Origin of the sequence: Tenacibaculum sp. XPcli2-G, assembly GCF_024124505.1 — a bacterium.
GTDB classification, from domain to species: Bacteria; Bacteroidota; Bacteroidia; order Flavobacteriales; family Flavobacteriaceae; genus Polaribacter; species Polaribacter mesophilus.
In genome coordinates this window covers 773,640-791,607 of sequence record NZ_JAMXSH010000001.1, presented here as the reverse complement: position 1 = coordinate 791,607, position 17,968 = coordinate 773,640, and the positions used below count along the sequence as shown (strand labels likewise).

12 protein-coding genes are annotated in these 17,968 nt (G+C 32.6%); 4 read left to right on the top strand and 8 right to left on the bottom strand.

Annotated features, from left to right (window positions below; all coding sequences use genetic code 11):
- Positions 1–23: 23 nt before the first annotated feature.
- Positions 24–893: a cupin-like domain-containing protein gene (locus tag NH341_RS03485; protein ID WP_073182200.1), complete on the top strand. Its 870-nt coding sequence runs from the start codon at positions 24–26 to the stop codon at positions 891–893.
- Between the two features lie 501 nt (positions 894–1,394).
- Here NH341_RS03485 and NH341_RS03480 read toward each other — a convergent pair.
- The 8 genes from NH341_RS03480 to NH341_RS03445 all read right to left on the bottom strand — a co-directional run bounded on the left by NH341_RS03480 (position 1,395) and on the right by NH341_RS03445 (position 11,253).
- A complete protein-coding gene (locus NH341_RS03480) occupies positions 1,395–1,676 on the bottom strand; it encodes a twin-arginine translocase TatA/TatE family subunit (protein WP_047790677.1) in 282 nt (93 codons plus the stop codon).
- Positions 1,677–1,778: 102 nt separating this feature from the next.
- Positions 1,779–2,072, bottom strand: coding sequence for a F0F1 ATP synthase subunit epsilon (locus NH341_RS03475; RefSeq protein ID WP_047790678.1), 294 nt, complete (start codon positions 2,070–2,072; stop codon positions 1,779–1,781).
- Between the two features lie 43 nt (positions 2,073–2,115).
- A complete protein-coding gene (gene atpD, locus NH341_RS03470; protein WP_047790679.1) occupies positions 2,116–3,627 on the bottom strand; it encodes a F0F1 ATP synthase subunit beta in 1,512 nt (503 codons plus the stop codon).
- A gap of 170 nt (positions 3,628–3,797) precedes the next feature.
- A complete protein-coding gene (locus tag NH341_RS03465) occupies positions 3,798–5,153 on the bottom strand; it encodes an OmpA family protein (RefSeq protein WP_047790680.1) in 1,356 nt (451 codons plus the stop codon).
- Between the two features lie 119 nt (positions 5,154–5,272).
- A complete protein-coding gene (gene kbl, locus NH341_RS03460) occupies positions 5,273–6,466 on the bottom strand; it encodes a glycine C-acetyltransferase (RefSeq protein ID WP_047790681.1) in 1,194 nt (397 codons plus the stop codon).
- 46 nt (positions 6,467–6,512) lie between these two features.
- Positions 6,513–9,641, bottom strand: coding sequence for an exodeoxyribonuclease V subunit beta (locus NH341_RS03455; RefSeq protein ID WP_253055690.1), 3,129 nt, complete (start codon positions 9,639–9,641; stop codon positions 6,513–6,515).
- Positions 9,642–9,730: 89 nt separating this feature from the next.
- Entirely contained in the window at positions 9,731–10,567 is an 837-nt protein-coding gene (locus NH341_RS03450; RefSeq protein ID WP_073182202.1) for a ZIP family metal transporter, read from the bottom strand.
- A 26-nt stretch (positions 10,568–10,593) separates the two neighbouring features.
- Complete coding sequence (locus tag NH341_RS03445) at positions 10,594–11,253, bottom strand: metal-dependent transcriptional regulator (protein ID WP_159610952.1); 660 nt, start codon at positions 11,251–11,253, stop codon at positions 10,594–10,596.
- Positions 11,254–11,384: 131 nt separating this feature from the next.
- Here NH341_RS03445 and NH341_RS15330 point away from each other — a divergent pair, with 131 nt between their 5' ends.
- The 3 genes from NH341_RS15330 (at position 11,385) to NH341_RS03420 (ending at position 17,909) form a co-directional block, all read left to right on the top strand.
- Entirely contained in the window at positions 11,385–13,715 is a 2,331-nt protein-coding gene (locus NH341_RS15330; protein WP_256471463.1) for a TonB-dependent receptor, read from the top strand.
- Positions 13,716–13,849: 134 nt separating this feature from the next.
- Positions 13,850–16,666 (top strand): TonB-dependent receptor, encoded by a 2,817-nt coding sequence (locus NH341_RS03425; RefSeq protein WP_253055689.1) that lies wholly within the window; start codon positions 13,850–13,852, stop codon positions 16,664–16,666.
- Between the two features lie 43 nt (positions 16,667–16,709).
- A complete protein-coding gene (locus NH341_RS03420; protein WP_159610930.1) occupies positions 16,710–17,909 on the top strand; it encodes a multidrug transporter in 1,200 nt (399 codons plus the stop codon).
- Positions 17,910–17,968 lie beyond the last annotated feature (59 nt).

Sequence of the window (17,968 nt, the reverse complement as noted above, 5' to 3'; positions counted from 1 at the left end):
TTGCTCCTCTAAAAATTGAATGTATGGGATTACAGTTGCAACAAATAGACAGAGTAGAAACCATTACTAAAGAAGACTTTATTAAAAATTACTTCAAGCCTCAAAAACCTGTGGTTATTGAGCGTTTTATTGAAGATTGGCCAGCTTATAATAAATGGTCTTTAGATTATATGAAGCAGATAGCAGGAGATAAGACTGTTCCGTTATATGATGACAGGCCTGTAGATTATAAAGATGGTTTTAATGAACCTCACGCAACAATGAAAATGAGTGAATATGTAGATTTACTAAAACGCGAACCTACTAAGTTTAGAATTTTCTTATGGAATATTTTAAAGGAAGTACCTCAGTTACAAAAAGATTTTACCTTTCCTGATTTTGGTTTACGTTTAATGAAAGGCTTACCAATGCTGTTTTTTGGTGGGCGTGATTCGTATACATTCATGCATTATGATATTGATTTAGCCAATATCTTTCACTTTCATTTTGAAGGAAAAAAGAAATGTATTTTGTTTGATCAAAAGCAAAATAAATTCCTGTATAAGATTCCTCACTCATTAATAACCCGTGAAGATATTGATTTTAACGAACCAGATTTTGAAAAATGGCCTGCGCTTAAAAATGCCAAAGGACATGTTGCTGAACTTGAGCACGGGAACGTTTTGTATATGCCTGAAGGATATTGGCATTATATGCGTTATGTAACACCTGGTTTTTCAATGAGTTTACGTGCTATTGCTCGTAATCCTAAAAACTTAGGAAAAGCTATTTATAATGTTTTTGTTATGCGTACTATAGATAATATTATGCGCCGTATTAAAGGACAAAAATGGATTGATTGGAAAAATGAGCAAGCTATAATTAGAACAAATAAAGCTAATAAGATTGTATAAATCTCTTATAAACTATGTAAACTTTTACAAGCGTTTATCTATATATATCAATTTAGTTTTACAAAAATTTATTGAAGAGTTATTTCTACAGCTTAAATACTCTAAAAATGATATTTTTAGTAAAAATCATAAAACTTACTTAAAAAAATAGAAACATAGACATCAAGAGGCCTTAATAGCTTCACTACATCTTTTTATACTTACTCGTATTTAAATAGTTCCAAATTGAATGTTATTGTGTTTTTTATTGTATTGGATGTTATTTGGTTAAACACACCTTGATATTTTGTCATCCCAAAACTTAATTAAAAAAACTTAAAGAGAGCCTTAAAGGAATAAGCTCTCATTTTTCACAAATGATGTAGTAATAAGAAAATCTAAGCTGTTAATAAAACACTAAAAACAATGTTTAACGTATTATACGCTGTGGAACTAAACTAAGTAAGTTAACTAACCATTATGCCTATTTAAATAACCCTTTAAAAGGGCTATAAAGCAATTTTAACGACTTCTTTTTATTGGCCCTGTAAAATCGTCAATATTATCTTTTACTTCGTTTACTTCTCTATTTATATCTTTAACAAAGTCTGTATCTATACCTTGTTTTTTGGCACTGTCATTAATCTCTCTTTTTATATCATTCGTAGCGTCTTTAATTTGACGCATACCCTTTCCTAACCCTCTGGCTATTTCAGGAATTTTATCTGCACCAAATAACATAACCACTATTAATAAGATTACAAAAATCTCAGGTCCACCAATAAATAAAAATATTCCATTCATTACTGCAAAGATAATTAATTTAAGCTTCTTATATTTTTTTGAATTAAAAAAAAGCAACCAAAACTTGGTTGCTTTTAATTGTATAATGATAAAAGTATTTTTTTAGTCTGCTAAAATAATTACTTTATTATCTTTCATTTCAATAGTACCAGATTTTATTTTCATAATTAAAATCTTATCATCTTCTGGTAGTCTTTCTATACTTCCATGTAAATCATCAAAAACTAGGTGCTCTTGAGTATGGACGTGCACTTTAATTTTACCTTGACTTAAAATAGATACTACTGGTGCGTGGTTATCTAATATTTGGAACTCTCCATTTATACCCGGAACTGCTACAGAATCAACTTCTGATGAAAATAAGATAGCTTCTGGTGTTACAATTTCTAAATACATATTTTAATGCTTTAGGCTTTAAGCTTTTGCTTAAAGTAATTAATTATGCTTCTGCTAACATTTTTTCTCCAGCATCAATTGCTTCTTGAATTGATCCTTTTAAGTTGAATGCTGCTTCAGGATATTTATCTAATTCACCATCCATAATCATGTTGAATCCCTTAATAGTGTCTTTAATATCTACTAATACACCTGGAATTCCTGTGAATTGCTCAGCTACGTGGAATGGTTGAGATAAGAAACGTTGTACACGACGTGCTCTATGAACTACCAACTTATCTTCTTCAGATAATTCTTCCATACCTAAGATTGCAATAATATCTTGTAATTCTTTATAACGTTGTAGTATTTCTTTTACTCTTTGTGCACAGTTATAGTGCTCATCTCCTAAAACATCAGCAGTTAAAATTCTTGATGTAGAATCTAATGGGTCTACCGCTGGATAAATACCTAACTCAGCAATTTTACGAGATAATACTGTAGTAGCATCTAAGTGAGCAAACGTTGTTGCTGGTGCTGGATCCGTTAAATCATCCGCAGGTACATAAACCGCTTGTACAGATGTAATAGATCCTTTCTTAGTAGAAGTAATACGCTCTTGCATTGCTCCCATCTCTGTTGCTAATGTTGGTTGATATCCTACCGCTGATGGCATACGTCCTAATAAAGCCGACACCTCTGAACCTGCTTGTGTAAAACGGAAAATATTATCTACGAAAAATAATACATCTTTCCCTTGTGCTTCACCAGCTCCGTCACGGAAATACTCAGCAATTGTTAATCCAGATAAAGCTACACGAGCACGTGCTCCTGGTGGCTCATTCATCTGACCGAATACGAAAGTTGCTTTAGAATCTCTCATTCCTGGTTTATCAACTTTAGATAAATCCCATCCTCCATCTTCCATAGAGTGCATAAAATCATCACCATATTTGATAATTCCAGACTCTAACATTTCACGTAATAAATCATTACCTTCACGAGTTCTTTCACCTACACCTGCAAATACAGATAAACCTCCGTGTCCTTTTGCAATATTGTTAATTAACTCCTGAATTAAAACTGTTTTTCCTACTCCTGCTCCTCCAAACAATCCAATTTTACCTCCTTTTGCATAAGGTTCAATTAAATCAATTACTTTAATCCCTGTAAATAGTACTTCGGTAGAAGTTGATAATTCTTCAAATTTTGGTGCTTGACGGTGAATCGGTAAACCAGCTTCACCTTCTTTAGGTAAATCTCCTAATCCATCAATTGCATCTCCTGTTACATTAAATAAACGACCGTAGATATCATTACCTATTGGCATTTGAATTGGGTTACCTGTAGCAATTACTTCTTGCCCCCTTTGTAAACCATCAGTTGCATCCATAGAAATGGTACGAACTGTATCTTCACCAATGTGTTGTTGAACTTCTAAAACTAAAGTTGAACCGTCTGCTTTTTTAATTTCTAACGAGTCATAGATCTTTGGTAATTCAGCATTTTCTGTATTAAACTCAACATCGATTACTGGACCAATAATTTGAGAAACTTTACCTGTTATTGTAGACATTACTATATGTAATTAAAGTTATTTTATTTACTATATGAGTTTTAACTCATTTTTTCAAGGTGCAAAGGTAATTTTTTTAGTGGAATTTAAAAAACCTTTCGTAAGTATTTTTACATAAAAAAAAGCCTCACAAATGTGAGGCTTTTATTGATATTGTGATTGTAATTAAATTACTTTACTAATTTAATCTCAACACGTCTGTTTTCAGCTCTACCAGCTCTTGTTTTGTTATCAGCGATTGGATAATCTTCACCAAAACCTGCAGAAGTTAATCTTTTTGAATCAATTCCACCTTTAGTGATTAAGTAATCTAAAACAGCCTTAGCTCTTTTTTCTGATAATCTTTGGTTTAACTTGTTTGACCCTGAACTATCAGTGTGACCTTGAATGCTAAAGTTAGCTTTTGGGTACTCCTTCATAATTCCTGCGATTAAATCTAATTTACCAGTAGTACCAGTTCTAAAAGAAGTTTTTCCTGAATTAAAATAGATAGCTCTTGCAAACTCGTTTAATTTCTTAACAGCTTCTTCCTTAATTACTACTTCAGGACATCCGTTGTTAGATGCTACACCTGCTTCATTTGGACATTTATCGTCTTTGTCTAATACTCCGTCTCCATCAGTATCTGGCCAAGGACAACCATTGTTTGCAGCTGGACCAGCAGTGTTTGGACACTTATCTTTTCCGTCTACAACACCGTCTCCATCAGCATCTGGACATCCGTTGTTAGCTTTAGTTCCTTTTTCAGTTGGACAAGCATCATCTTTATCAGCGATACCATCTCCATCAGCATCAGGACAACCATTTAAAGCAGCTAAACCAGCAACTTCTGGACATGCATCGTCAGAATCTTTAATTCCGTCTCCGTCAGTATCAGGACACCCGTTGAATTCTTTTAATCCAGCAACTTCTGGACATGCATCATCCTTGTCATATACACCATCTCCGTCAGTATCTTTTCCTCCGAATTTAAATACTAAACCAATAGAGTGTTGGAAGTGATCTTGCACCTTATCAGCAAATTCTTTTTTCCCTCCAGATTGGAAGTTTAACCCTAAGTTATCGTTAAACCAAGTATTAAATCCTAAACCAGCATTTAACATTCCTTCTCCTTCGTCAGCTAAAGAAGTATAACCTCCACCAACATATACATAAGGATCGAACCATCCTGTTTCACCGAATAAGTTGTTTAAGTCATACTTTACGTTAGCATCGATAGCCCAGTAAAGCTCATCCATATCATCCTCCTCACGGAAAGTTTCAATTTTATTTAATGATCCTGCTAATTGTAATGTAAACCCATCGTTTAAGTATCTATCAACAGTTACTCTTGAAATTGATGGTAAGATATTCCAGTCACTAGTACCGATGTAATCTTTAGCATAATCTCCAAATTTCGTAGGAATCCTAACGTCTACTGCGTTAACTCCGAAACCAACCGCCCAAGGGTTGTCTGAATCCTGTGCGCTAACGTTTACAGCAGCAAACGCAAATAAAGCCATCACAGCTAATTTTAATTGTTTCATTATTAAAAATTTAAATTAAAAGTTCGTTTATATATTACGCAAATGTAAGTTGTTCAAACTTATTTACAAAAACAAATCTACAAAAACTTACAATAAATACAAGTTTTTAAAGGACTAATTTATATCACTTTCAGCTCTTTCCCAACCTTTACAAATGCTTTTATAGCCTTGTCTAAATGGTCTTTATCATGAGCTGCAGACAACTGTACTCTAATTCTTGCTTGTTCTTTTGGAACTACTGGATAAAAGAAGCCAATGACATAAATGCCTTCTTCTAACAACCTATTTGCCATTACTTGTGATAATTTAGCATCGTACAACATAACTGGAACAATTGCAGCATCAGCTCCTACTAAATCAAACCCTGCTTTTTCCATTTCAGTACGGAAATAGTTAGTATTCCATTCTAGTTTATCACGCAATGTAGTATCATTAGCTAATAAATCAAATACTTTTAAAGATGCTCCTACAATAGCAGGTGCTAATGAGTTTGAAAATAAATATGGACGTGAACGTTGGCGTAAAATTTCTATAATTTCTTTCTTTCCTGTGGTATATCCTCCCATAGCTCCACCAAGTGCTTTCCCTAAGGTTCCTGTAACAATATCAACACGATCCATTACATTTTTTAACTCTACAGTTCCTCTACCTGTTTTTCCAATAAACCCAGCTGCATGACATTCATCTACCATTACCATAGCATCGTACTTATCTGCTAAATCACAAATTTCATCTAACTTCGCTACGATTCCGTCCATAGAAAAAACTCCATCAGTTACAATAATTTTAAAACGATGTCCTTGCTTATTTGCCTCAATTAATTGCTCTTCTAATGATGCCATATCGTTATTATCATAACGATAACGTGCTGCCTTACACAAACGCACTCCATCAATAATAGATGCATGGTTTAAACTATCAGAAATAATAGCATCTTCTTTGGTTAATAATGGCTCGAAAACACCTCCATTGGCATCAAAAGCTGCTGCATATAAAATAGTGTCCTCAGTAGTATAAAAATCAGCAATCTTTTTTTCTAGTCGCTTGTGAATATCTTGCGTTCCACAAATAAAACGTACGGATGACATTCCAAAACCATGCGTATCCATTGTGTCTTTTGCTGCTTGAATTACTTCTGGATGATTTGATAACCCTAAGTAGTTATTAGCACAAAAGTTAATCACTTCTTCTCCTGTAGATATTTTTATCACTGCGTCTTGTGATGAAGTAATAATTCGTTCTGACTTATATAATCCAGCATCTTTTATATCCTGAATTTCTTGTTGTAATTGTTCTTTTATTTTTCCGTACATAATTTATGTTTGAAAGTTGTTTGCTATAATGGGTCAAAGTTAGTTGTTAAACTTCTTCAACCAAAATTTCTTCGTCAATATATACAAGTAGTTTTTTCAACACCTTAAAATTCAATGCTTGTAATACTCTTCCATATCGCAATAATTGCTGATGATATGCTTTAGAGGGCTTCCCTGTTTTGTAATCTATAATCACGACTTCGTCTTTCGAATAAAAAACTAACCTATCTGGAATTACTATTTGCCCATCAATATCTACAATTTCTCTCTCGTTAAACACTACAACTTCTTCAGAAAAATATTCTTTTAACTCAGAGTGATTTGCTATTTGTTGTATATTTTTTATTACTTCAGATGATTTTTCTCGTGGCAATACTCCTTGCTGTTCATAACGATAAACCACTTTCTCAACATCTTCTTTCGTCTTTATTTCTGCCATCATTTCATGAACCAAATTACCAAACTCAATAGCTTTTCCTTGTTCTGTATCCCAGAATTTTGATGCACTTGCCAGCATATGTATATTATGTTCTTTCCAAGGTGTAGATATAAAGCACTCTTGTATTTGAACTCCTGATGCTTTCTCTTTTAAAATACTTACCCTTTCTTTATTTCCAAAGGAATACTCCAAAACTTCATCATTCCATTCACCTACCTTTTTTAGGTAGTTAATAAATACTCCCGAGTAAAAATTCGTATTTTCTTCTCCTTTGGATGAAATTTTATTTTCTGTTACAATATATAATTGCTCAACAGCCCTAGTGAGTGCTACATATAATAAATTGAAATTATCTAATTCCAGCTCTTCTCTTTGTTGTTCATAAATCTCAAAACCTCTATCATTCACATAATTCAACTCTTTATTAAAAGGAACGAGTAATTCTTTAAACTTGTCGTAATTCTCTGGTAATTCATTTAACCAAACCTTAGGATTTACTTGTCGGTAAATGTCCAAATCGTATGGAAAAATAACTACTGGAAATTCTAAACCTTTTGATTTATGAATTGTCATAACCTGTACCGCATTTCCACTCTCAGGAGCTACAATGCTCAGCTTATCTTTTTTTTCCGACCAATAATCTAAAAATTCTTGAATACTTGTTCCTTTTCGTTGTTGTTCTAAAACCACATCTAAAAAGAATTGCACATAGGCATCTGATGAAGCTATTAGCTGAAAACTTCTAATAATTTCCTCTATTTTCTCGTAAAAAGGTAACTGATGAAATGTAGATAAATCAAAAGATGTTCCATATTCTTTTAACTCTAAAAAGAGTTTTTCATTTGGTTGATGTATTAAACTATCGATAAACAAGTGCTTATCTTTAGCTACTTTTAAATGTTCTTGCAAAAAATAAAGCATTTCCAGACAGGTTTCCTTATCATTTGGATGCTGAATTACTTGCAAAACATTTACTATAAAATTGACTTTAGAACTATTTTCTAACAGTAATGTTTCCGAGGAAACTATATCAATTCCGTTTTCAGATAAGTAATTTGCTACTGCAATTCCATCTTTCTTTTTACGAACTAAAATACAAATCTCATTCAGCGTAAAGTCAGCTTCTAAATTTTTAACAAGCTCTAAAACTTTCTTTGGATACTTAATTCCTTCCTCTTCTTTATTTTCTTCTTTCCTTAAAAAAGAAAGCGAGACATATCCCCCTTTTTTAGCAGTTGTTAATTGTTTATTTCCTTCAATAAATAATTGTTTATATGATTCGTTTTGAAGAAAATTTGCTGTATGTTGAAAGAACTGATTATTAAAATTAATCACCTCAGCATAACTTCTAAAATTAGTTTCTAAAGTTTTTACTTCTTTAGAAATTTGAAACGGATTATCTTTTTCTGAACCCAATCCTATAAATTGTTCTGATTTACCTCCACGCCAACGATAAATTGCTTGTTTTCCATCACCTACCAACAACAAATTACTATTTTCTTGTGCTAGCGCATTATCTATTAGCGGTATTAAATTTTGCCATTGTAAGGTTGATGTATCTTGCATTTCATCAATAAAATAATGCATAAATCGTTGCCCGATTCGCTCGTAAATAAACGGAGCAGGTTGGTCTTTGATGTTTTCAGAAATTAAATGATTGAACTCTGCATTCAATCTTAAATTATTTTCATCTTTTAAGTGTGTTAATTCTTGATTGATATTGTTTAAAACTGCTAATGGAATAATACTTTTCAACGCTAGCTTATTCATTGAAAACTGTTGATATAACTTTTCCGATTCAGTGTATAAACTCAATAACTTTGGCAAAACTCCTTCAATAGCAGATTTTATATCCTCTGATTTTGATTTTGAATAAAAGTTACCCTCCTCAATTCGTTCCCTTAATTTACTTTGATCAAAAAACTTTGCTTTTTCAGGATTTTTAGACAGTGCTACAAAATGATTTGGCAACATTGATCGGTAAAAATCTTTATGATCTAGCTGTACTGATTGAATAGCTTGCAAAGCTTCTTCTCCAATTTCTTTCCAACGTTTTTTTATTTGCGTTTGATGTTTTGACAACTTTGTTTTTAGATTAGTAAAATCGGCAAGTTCGTTATCAGCTAGGTTTTTAAAATGCTTGGTATCATCTTCATTCAACAAAATTTTAGCAAACTCATTTAATTCACGAGAGATATCCCATGATTTATCATCATCTGCTTTATCTAGAGAAAAATCAATAAGTAATTTAGTCAACGTTTCATCACTTCCTATTTTTGAAATCAGTACATCTACTGCTTCATTTAGCAAAGAAACAGCATCCATTTCCACTTCAAAATTAAGTGGTAGCCCTAAATCATAAGCAAAACTCTTAATAATTTTATGTGTAAAACTATCAATCGTAGTAATTGAAAAAGCAGAATAATTTCGAAGAATTTCATTTAATATTTTTTTACTTCGGTCTTTTACAACACTTCTATCAAGTAATGTTTCTTCTAAAATAATCTCAAGTAAATCATTTGCTTCTCCTTCTGCAAAAGCTTGTAAGTTATCTAATACACGCTCTTTCATTTCACCAGCCGCCTTGTTGGTAAACGTAATTGCCAATATTTTTTGAAAGCGAAAAATATCTTCAGATTGCAACAAAACCTTTAGATACTCTTTAACTAATGTAAAAGTTTTACCACTACCAGCAGAGGCATTGTATACTTGAAAAGTTGACGGGTTTTCTAACAAAGTAAAATATAATTAGGTAAGCAATTTAACCAAAAAAAGATTCCCGCTTTTGCGGGAATTGTACTTTTATGTTTCATACGAGGTTTTTTCTATCCTAAACCAACATCTAACGACATCATTACTATAAACCCACCAATAAAACCTAAGGTAGCAATATCAGTATATTTATCTCGTTGGGTTTCAGGAATTACTTCTTCAACTACTACAAAAATCATCGCTCCTGCAGCAAATGCTAATGCATAAGGTAAAATTGGCGTAAAAAAAGATACCGCTACTGCACCTAGAACTGCTGCCATAGGCTCAACGATAGCTGATAATTGTCCGTACCAAAAACTTTTAAAACGACTTACGCCTTGTCTTCTTAATGGCATTGCAACTGCAAATCCTTCTGGGAAATTTTGAATTCCAATACCAATAGCTAGCGAAATAGCAGCAATTATCATTTCGGTTTGCTCTACCCCAACCATTGTTGAAGCTGCTCCAAACAACACTCCTACTGCCAAACCTTCTGGAATATTGTGTAAGGTAATTGCCAAAACCAACAAAGTTGTTTTATGCCAATTTGTTTTAACTCCTTCAACTTCGTCTTCTTTAAAATTAATATGCAAATGTGGCAACCATTTATCCATTCCAAAAAGCGCCAAAGCCCCCAGAGCAAACCCTATTGCCGAAGGAAGTACTTTTACAAATCCTTCACCCGGACTGTTATCAATTGCAGGTGATAGCAAACTCCAAAAACTTGCTGCCACCATTACTCCTCCTGTAAAACCAAGCATTCCATCTAAAACAGCTCTATTCATTTTTTTAAAAAAGAATACTAAACTTGCTCCTAAAGCAGTTAAGCCCCAAGTAAATAACGAGGCATACAATGCTGCTTGAATTGGGTGTTCTTTACCAAAACTTACTAGTTGATTAAATAAATCCATTTATAAAATTATTTCTTATTATTTGCTTAACGTGGTTTTTGAATATATAGATTGCTTGCTATTTTATTAGATACTGTAAGAGTTTTCCCGTCCATTTCTATGACTAAAGAACCATCAAAAGGCTCTTTTTCTACCACTTTTATTTGTTTCCCTAATGCTATTTCTTGCTTATCTAAAAATCGTAAAAACTCTGAAGAACTATCATCAACACCAACGCAAACACCTATTTCATTTTTCTTTAAAGTAGACAACAAACTTTTTTCTATTATTTGCAAGTTTCCTTCTTTGTCTGGAATAGGGTCTCCATGCGGGTCTCTTTTTGGATAATCTAAAAAAGCATCTAATTCGTTAATTAATTTTGGAGATTTAATATGCTCTAACTGTTCTGCTACTTCATGCACTTCATCCCAAGAAAAATTAAGCTTATCTACCAAGAAAACTTCCCATAACCTATGTTTACGAACAATATTTGCTGCTATTTTCTTTCCAAAATCAGTTAACGTTACCCCTTGATACTTTTTATAAGCAACTACATCTTTTTCAGATAATTTTTTAATCATATCAGTTACTGAAGATGCTTTTGTATCTAATTTTTTTGCAATCGCATTCGTGCTAATTCCTTTCTTGTAATCAGCAGCTAAATGATACATTGTTTTTATATAGTTTTCTTCAGATTGACTAAACATTATATTTTTTTAGGTATGCAAATATATAGTTTTTGATTTAATTAAACATATTTTTAGTCTAGACTAAAAATTAATTTATATTTGCAAAAATATTTTGATTTAAAACCATTCAACAGCAAATCATTTTTAACATGAAAAATCATATTACCTTAGTAATTATATTATTATCAACTATTGTAAGCGGACAAACAATTAAAGGGAAAGTCACTTCATCTTCAGGAGAAACTATACCTTTCGCTAATGTATTTATAAAGGGAACAGAAAACGGAACAACTACAGATGAATCTGGAAACTACACATTAAAAACAGCTAAAAACAAATTTGTTTTAATTGCTTCATCTATTGGTTTTTTACCAGAAAGAAAGACTATTACAATAAACACTAACGAAGAGAAAACAGTAAATTTCATACTAACTGAAACCGCAGAAATTCTAGATCAAGTTACTGTTACTGGAACACGTACTGATAATCGCAGAACTAACAGCCCAGTTATAGTTAATGTTATCAATAGCCAAACCTTATCAGATGTACAAGCTTGTAACTTATCTGAAGGATTAAAATTCCAAACTGGTTTACGTGTAGAAACAGATTGCCAAACTTGTAACTATACCCAACTTCGTATGAATGGTTTAGCTGGCGGGTATTCACAAATTTTAATTAATGGTCGTCCTATTTTTAGTCCGTTAACTGGGTTATATGGTCTAGAGCAAGTACCTACTAATATGATTGAACGTATAGAAGTAGTCCGCGGTGGTGGCTCTGCCTTATATGGTTCAAGTGCCATAGGAGGAACTGTAAATGTAATTACAAAAATTCCGAAGAAAAATAATTACAGCATTGGTTATACTTATCAAAATATTAAAGGAGTTTCAGATCACATAATTGCTGGAAATGCTACAATAGTAAATGAAGACAGAAATGCTGGTGCTTCGTTTTTTATCAATAATAGAAAAAGAGACCTGTATGATGCTAATGGTGATAATTTTTCTGAATTACCTGAATTGAAAAATAATTCCTTTGGAACTAATTTATTCTTCCTTCCAACAGATAATCAAAAAATAGAGGTTAACTTTAGTAAAATGAATGAATATCGTTATGGTGGTGAAATGGTAGATAAAGCTCCTCATTTTGCGCTACAATCAGAAGAACGTGTGCATGATGTTTATGTAGGAAATATTGATTATCAAATTAATTTTAATGATGACAAAAGCTCTATAATTTCCTATTTAGCTACACAATATACCGATAGAGAACACTACACAGGAATTCGCCCTGACACAAACACTCCTGAAGACACAGAACATTTAGCTAAACCACCATATGGTAACTCTACGACAACGACTTTTCAAGGAGGTTTACAATTCAATCATAAATTAGAGAAATTTTTAGGTGGAAATAATGTACTGACTTTAGGTGGTGAATTTGTACAAGATGATGTTTTTGATGTTATAGAAGCATACGAGTACAAAGTAGATCAATTAACACAAAACTTCGGATTCTTTTTTCAAAGCGTTTGGGAAATCAACAAGCAATTAAATTTACTAACAGGTATTCGTTACGACAACCATAAATTAAACGCTTTAAAGCAAGACGGAACAGAAAAAACTATTGTAAACAACGTAGCTAGTCCACGAGTATCTTTACTATACAAGCCTTTTGAAAACACACAAATTAGAGGAACTTGGGGAACTGGTTTTAGAGCTCCACAAGCTTTTGACACCGATTTACACATAGCTTTTGCTGGTGGTGGAATTTCTCGAGTATTATTAGCAGATGATTTAAAAAGAGAACGCTCTAACAGCTACACACTTTCATTCAACTACGACAAGCCTACTGAACATTATATTTACGGATTTACTTTTGAGAGTTTTTACACTAACTTAAAAGATGCTTTTTATTTAGAGTCTATTGGAGAAGATGAGTTTGGTGAAGTTTTTGAAAAAAGAAATGGTGATGGCGCCGTAGTAAAAGGAATTACTTTAGAAACACGATTAAACTACGATGGAATTCTACAGCTAGATGCTGGGTTCACCTACCAATCTAGTAAATACAACTCAGCTGTAAACAACTCAGACGAACTACCCTTAAAAAAAGAATTTTTACGTACACCAAACACTTACGGATATGCTACTGCGACTTATACTCCAAACCAAAAATTTAAAACAGCTCTAAATTTAGTATATACTGGAAGTATGGAAGTACTACATTTAGCTTCTCCTAAAAATTTAACAGAAGACGAATACTTTAGTTCTCCTTCTTTTTTTAATTTAGGGGTTAACGCTAGCTATACATTTAATTTAGAAAAACTAAACACGAACCTAGAATTTACTACTGGAATCAAAAATATTTTTGATGAATACCAGTCAAAGTTTGATATAGGTAAAGAGCGTGACAGCAATTTCATTTACGGTCCAGCTACACCGAGAACCTTTGTTTTTGGTATAAAAATCTCTAGTAATTAATATTAAGATAACATATTGCCTTTGAGTTAACATTTAAGAAACATTCTAATAATAGAATAGTAATTTCTAACTAACATTAGGTTTACAATACCACATCACTTTTGCAGGGTATTTAAGAACACAAGTTAGTTAGAATGAAAAAAATAATAATTATTACTCTTTTAAGCCTTTGCAACTTTGCTTTTTCGCAAAATAAAGGTACTGTAACAGGAACTGTAACAGATAAAGAGATGAGTGGTGAAGCATTACCTTTTGCTAATGTCTTTATTAAGGGAACTTCAATCGGGGGGACAACCGATATGGACGGTAAGTACACCCTTAGTGTACCTGCAGGAAACCAAACTATTGTTTTTAGTTTTGTTGGTTATCAAACAATTGAAAAACCAATATTAGTAAAAGCAAATGAAACAACAACAGTTAATCAAGAATTAGGCGCAAATGAAGGGGTTGCGTTAGATGAAGTTGAAATTAAAGCTTCTACGAGTAAGGATAAAGCAAGTGCTTTATTATTAGAACAAAAAAAGGCAACAGTTATTAAAGAAAGTATCGGAGCAGAAGAGCTTTCTTCTAAGGGTATCTCTGATGCTGCAGGTGCTGTCTCAAAAATATCTGGTGTTTCTAAACAGGAAGGATCAAGTAATGTATATGTACGTGGTTTAGGTGATAGATATTTAAACACGACTATGAACGGTCTTTCATTACCTTCTAATGATATTGCCAAGAAAAATATAGACCTAAATTTATTCCCTTCTGATATAATTCAAAACGTATCAATTAGCAAAGCGTATTCATCAAACTTTTACGGAGACTTTGCTGCTGGTAATATTGACATCTCTTCTAAAGAATATAGAGGAAATGGTTTTGTAGAAGTAAGTATTGGTTCTGGTGTTAATTCTAGAGCTATGGGAGAAGACTTCAGAAAAAGTGAAGGGACAGGAAATTTTGGTTACTACAATCGCTTTAAACACAACCCATATGCTATAGTTCTTTCTCATGGAGTTGACCCTGTAAACGCAGGAAGTCCAATTAATAACTCTATTGGTTTAAACACTGGTAAATCATTCGATTTTGAAAATGGTAGTAGGTTAAGTCTTTTCGGTACAGCATCATTTAGCAGAGCTTTTGAATACAGAGAAGGACCTGTTGTAGACTTTACAAACGTATTTAAGAAAGAATACCCTAACGCAAAAGAATATGAGTACTCTACTTCAACAACCGCAATGTTAAGTGCTCTATATAGAATTGATGATAGCAACAAAGTTAAGTTTACATCTTTATTTTTAAATAACTCTGGTGACGAGGTAGGTTACTATGGTTTTAAAGGATTAGGTAAAAACAGAGATGCTTTAAATAATACTGATGAAGGTTTTTATCAAATGAACGTTCAATACAACCAGGATTTAGTATTTGTTAACCAATTAACTGGAGAGCATAATTTTGAGGATAATAAATTAAAAGTAAGCTGGGGAATTGGTTATAACAATGTATTTGCTCATGAACCAGATAGAAAGAGAATAAGCTTAGAAAATTTTCAAAATACTTTAGATAACGATCCTAATACAAATGCCATATTTTATACAAATAACTCATTTGACAACCAACGTTATTTCCAAAAAATTATTGATGAAGAATTAAACAGTCGAGTTAATTTAGCTTACCAAGCTACTGACAACCTAACTTTAAATTTTGGTTATAATGGTAGAATTAAAGAAAGAGACTTTAATAATATTAGGTATGGTTATGATATTTTAGATTCAAAATATGAAGTTTCTGATGTAAATAATTTTAACAGTATTTTCAATATTAATAATGCTCAAATTTTTAAAAACCAAACAGGAAAAATATTTAAACTAGATGTTTTCAGAAAGTTACCTGGTTTTGAAAACAGCAACATCGCTAGTTTACCTGGTTTATATGAAAACACTTACAATGGTACATTAAAAATACATGCAGGATATGTTTCAGGAGAAATTAAGTCTGGTGAAAAATGGGTGTTTGTTCCTGGTATTAGAATAGAGTCATTCAACCAAGAAGTTACCTACGACGTAATCAACATTAACCCTAATGACCCTGGTTTTAGAAATGCATCAGAAACATTTTTCTTACCTAGCTTAAACATAAAATATGCTGTAAACGAAGATCAAAACTTACGTTTCAATTTCAGTCAAACTGTATCTGTACCAGAATTTAAAGAAGTTGCTCCTTTTATTTACGAAGGAATTGGACAAAGAATTGGAGGTAATCCAGATTTATTAGATAACCCTTCATTTTCAAAAATCTTCAACTTAGATTTAAAATACGAATGGTTTATTTCAAGAGATGAATTATTATCTATCGGAGCTTTCGGTAAACAAATCAACGACCCAGTAAACTTAGTAATTGCAAATAGTGCCGCTGGTAACCAACGTTACTTCAGAACTGGAGATAAGGCTACTGTAGCGGGTATTGAAATTGAAATGCGTAAAAACTTAGTTAAAGACGAAGATGATGATACTGTAATGTCTGCAGGTGTTAACTTTACTTATATGCATACTGATCAGGACTTAAAAAAAGAAATTAAAGGAGTATCAGGATACGCTACAACATTTAACAGAGATAGTGATGAACTACAAGGAGCCTCTCCTTTCTTAGTTAATGCTAACTTAAACTACACTCCAACTCAGTTTAAAAACTACAAGCCTATCACATCATTAGTGTTTTCTTATTTCTCAGATAGAATTCATGCTTTAGGAGCTGGTGAATTAGGGAATATCATTGAAAAAGAAGTGCCTACAGTGGATTTTGTTTGGAAAAACAAATTCGGTGAAAACTGGGAAGTTGACTTAAAGGCTAAAAACTTACTAGACCCATCTATAAAAAGAGTTAGAGAAAATACTTCAATTGGAGACGTAACTCTATCTGAATACAAAAGAGGAACTAATATAAGCTTAGGACTTAAATACAAATTTTAACAAAAATAAACTCAATAAAAGAATACAATTAAACTTTAAAACAATGAAAAATAATTTTTTATTAGGATTAGCTTTAGCAGCTACGTTATTTGCTTCATGTGGGGATGATGATACAGCAGATATTATTATTAATGATAATAGTGTTACAAATAACACAAATAACAGTGGAGGTGACTCAGACAATGATAATTTTGTTGAATTAAAAGGAAACTATACTACTGATTTAACATTAGATGCTTCTAAATCATACACAATAACAGGACCAACTATATTTGAAGATGGTACTACTTTAACAATTCCTGCCGGAACAGTTATAAAAGCTGCAGCTACTGGTGCAGATGTTTATTTAGCTATTTCTCAAGGAGCAAAGATTATAGCTGATGGAACTTCTAGCCAACCAATTATCTTTACTTCTAGTGCTACTACTCCTAATGCAGGTGACTGGGGAGGGTTAATCTTATTAGGTAAAGCTCCTATTAACTCTGTAGCTGGTGGTACTGCTACTTCAACTTCTGAAATCGCAAGTTTACCTTACGGTGGTGATGCAGCTGATGACAATTCTGGAACTTTACGTTATGTAAGAGTTGAATATTCAGGAGGAAAAGCTGATGGACAATCAGAAAACAATGGATTCTCTTTCTACGGAGTTGGTAATGGTACAACTGTAGAGTACATCCAAATGTTTGAAGGAAAAGATGATGGTGTAGAGTTCTTTGGAGGAACTGTAAATGTGAACAATGTATCTGTTGTTAATGCTGAAGATGATTCTATCGACTGGACTGAAGGATACTCTGGTACTATTACAGACGCCTATGTAAAGCATGGTACTGACCACGATAAAGGAATTGAAGCTGACGGTTACAATACTGATATAGGAAACTTATCTAACCCTAAGTTTTTCTCTAAGCCAACAGTAACTAACTTAACTATTGAAGGATTAGGTTCTGGAACTGCAAATGAAGCTATCCGTTTAAGAGCAGGTACTCAAGGTATTTTTAACAATATTTTATTAATCGGTTTTGCTGAAGGATTTGATTTAGATGGTGATGCTGCTGACAACCCAACTGGTAATGGTGTTACTTCTGGTGACTTAAAAGCTACTGATGTAAAATTTGAAGATGTTACTGTTAAAGTAAAAAATGATACAGGTGTTACTTTTACTGATGCTGATTTTGTTACTGAAAACGCTACTGCAACTGGCACAGACTATGCTACCTGGGGGGCTGGATGGACTAGACAATAAAACTTACATCCCCTAACAATAAAAAAAACCGAGCAAATTGCTCGGTTTTTTTGTTTTAT

What these genes read in the sequence shown, in the direction of transcription:
- kbl (WP_047790681.1), bottom strand. Translation starts at nt 6,466, where the DNA reads ATGTACGGAAAAATAAAAGAACAATTACAACAAGAAATTCAGGATATA.
- NH341_RS03465 (WP_047790680.1), bottom strand. Translation starts at nt 5,153, where the DNA reads ATGAAACAATTAAAATTAGCTGTGATGGCTTTATTTGCGTTTGCTGCT.
- NH341_RS03445 (WP_159610952.1), bottom strand. Translation starts at nt 11,253, where the DNA reads ATGTTTAGTCAATCTGAAGAAAACTATATAAAAACAATGTATCATTTA.
- NH341_RS03425 (WP_253055689.1), top strand. Translation starts at nt 13,850, where the DNA reads ATGAAAAAAATAATAATTATTACTCTTTTAAGCCTTTGCAACTTTGCT.
- NH341_RS03450 (WP_073182202.1), bottom strand. Translation starts at nt 10,567, where the DNA reads ATGGATTTATTTAATCAACTAGTAAGTTTTGGTAAAGAACACCCAATT.
- NH341_RS03480 (WP_047790677.1), bottom strand. Translation starts at nt 1,676, where the DNA reads ATGAATGGAATATTTTTATTTATTGGTGGACCTGAGATTTTTGTAATC.
- NH341_RS03475 (WP_047790678.1), bottom strand. Translation starts at nt 2,072, where the DNA reads ATGTATTTAGAAATTGTAACACCAGAAGCTATCTTATTTTCATCAGAA.
- NH341_RS03420 (WP_159610930.1), top strand. Translation starts at nt 16,710, where the DNA reads ATGAAAAATAATTTTTTATTAGGATTAGCTTTAGCAGCTACGTTATTT.
- NH341_RS03485 (WP_073182200.1), top strand. Translation starts at nt 24, where the DNA reads ATGGGATTACAGTTGCAACAAATAGACAGAGTAGAAACCATTACTAAA.
- NH341_RS15330 (WP_256471463.1), top strand. Translation starts at nt 11,385, where the DNA reads ATGAAAAATCATATTACCTTAGTAATTATATTATTATCAACTATTGTA.
- atpD (WP_047790679.1), bottom strand. Translation starts at nt 3,627, where the DNA reads ATGTCTACAATAACAGGTAAAGTTTCTCAAATTATTGGTCCAGTAATC.